The 1,671-nt window shown below is 59.2% G+C and carries 1 protein-coding gene and 1 riboswitch; the gene reads right to left on the bottom strand.

The features are described from left to right. Positions 1–42: 42 nt before the first annotated feature. Positions 43–172, bottom strand: a riboswitch (ZMP/ZTP riboswitch). A gap of 138 nt (positions 173–310) precedes the next feature. Then, positions 311–1,195 (bottom strand): lytic transglycosylase domain-containing protein, encoded by an 885-nt coding sequence (locus AC1D1P_RS22660; protein ID WP_477668977.1) that lies wholly within the window; start codon positions 1,193–1,195, stop codon positions 311–313. Between the last annotated feature and the right edge of the window lie 476 nt (positions 1,196–1,671).

Below are 1,671 nucleotides of genomic sequence, written 5' to 3'. Positions count from 1 at the left end.
GTACATGGCAGTCCTTAAAGACGTGGTCCCTGCTATTGAAACAAGGGCTGCCCAGGYGAACGGCTGAACGCTTCGGCCCAACGGCTTTCAGCGGTGCGCTTCCCAGTGGTGTCCCACGTCAGCTCCAATGGTTGCGAAAACCTTGAGCCTATCGCCAGTCGCGCACCTCGCTAGTGTAACTGAGCGCGCCCAAAACCTGCCGCTTCCGGGCTTCTTCACCTGCACCCCGAAAAGCAAAAAGCCGGAGCGCTGTAGGCGGCCCGGCTTTTTTTGCAGTGCATGGGGTGAAAAGACCCCCAAGTCGCCCGAATCAGGACTGGTTCAGCAACGCCACCTTGTCAGGCGTCTTGCCTTCAGCTTCGGGCGTGGCCGGCAGGGAGGCCGGCACCGGGCGCGACGAGCCACCGGGTGTGGTGAAGAAAGGCGAGGGCGCACCGCGCTTGGAGGCAGACGCCACCACGGCCAGCAGGCGGGCATGTTCGCCCATCACCTTGCCGGCGTAACCGCCGTCGTCGTCCATGTTGGCTGCGCCTACATAGTATTTGAGGCCGCCCTCGACAGAGCCGGCGCGGGCGATGCATTCCTGCAGCACCTTGACGCCGACGCGCAGGTTGGTCACCGGGTCAAACGCCGCCAGCTTGCCGCCGAAGTTGTCGTACTTGTCGTGGTGCACCTTGGTCATGACTTGCATCAGGCCCTGGGCGCCGACCGGGCTTTGCGCGAACGGGTTGAAGCCGGACTCGATCGCCATGATGGCCAGGATCAGGGTGGGGTCGAGCTTGGCTTTCTGGCCGATCTCGAAGGCCTCGGCCACCAGCACGCTCAGCGGCTCGGGCGCGACGCCGTACTTCTTGCTCAGCCAGTAAGCCACCGCCGCCTGTTGGGCGGGCAGGTCTTTCGGGTTGGACGCCGTGGCGCGCTCAATGGCGGCCGGCTCGGTAAAACCGATGGCGGCTTCCTGGCGCTGCTGCAGCCAGGTCATGAGCTTGAATTCACCGGCCTGACGCAAGTCGGGCCGGGCAGTCAGGGTGATCACCGCAAACACGACTGCCAGGCCCAGAAGGGCGAAGCTGTTGTGGGTAATCTCGAAAAAGCCTTGGGAGATGTCGTCAACAATGTTTGAAACACTGCTTCGCACATTCTTGATGTGTGCGTTGACATTCAGGTTAAGGCCGAATTGTCCTAGCGCTGTCATAGCACTCCTTTCTACGCTTGCAGGCCCTTTGGGGGGCCAGGCAGGCTTTGATTGGGTCGCCATCAAACCAAGGCAAGCCTTGTGGGTGTTGACCCTTGTTTGACGTTGCCGGCTTCTTTGAGGAATAGGGCAGCGGGTTCGGGTTGTCCCTAGGATTCGTGGGACTGGCGGGATTCTATGGGGTTGGTTAATAACCTGTCAATAATAACAAATTGATTCTTTATATTAAAAAGTCAAATAAAAACCTTGATTTCCGGCAAAACCGGCCTGAATCAAGGTGTTTACGGGCTTTATTTGAGATGGAGCTCTAAGTTAAGTTTTGCCTCTAAAAAGCGCGATCAGCCTTTCGCGGCTGCGGTTGTAGGCCGTTTTCCATGTTGCATGTAGTCGCCGGATCGGCACCTGAGGCCGGCGCGGGTGGCCCCGGAGCACACAAAAAGGCAGCGGCAATCACATCCTGCGCTGTGATTGAAAAG

It is taken from the genome of Polaromonas sp. P1_E1_2 (assembly GCF_056406035.1).
The sequence above is the reverse complement of the archived record's forward strand: the minus strand, read 5'-3'. Positions and strand labels throughout refer to the sequence as shown.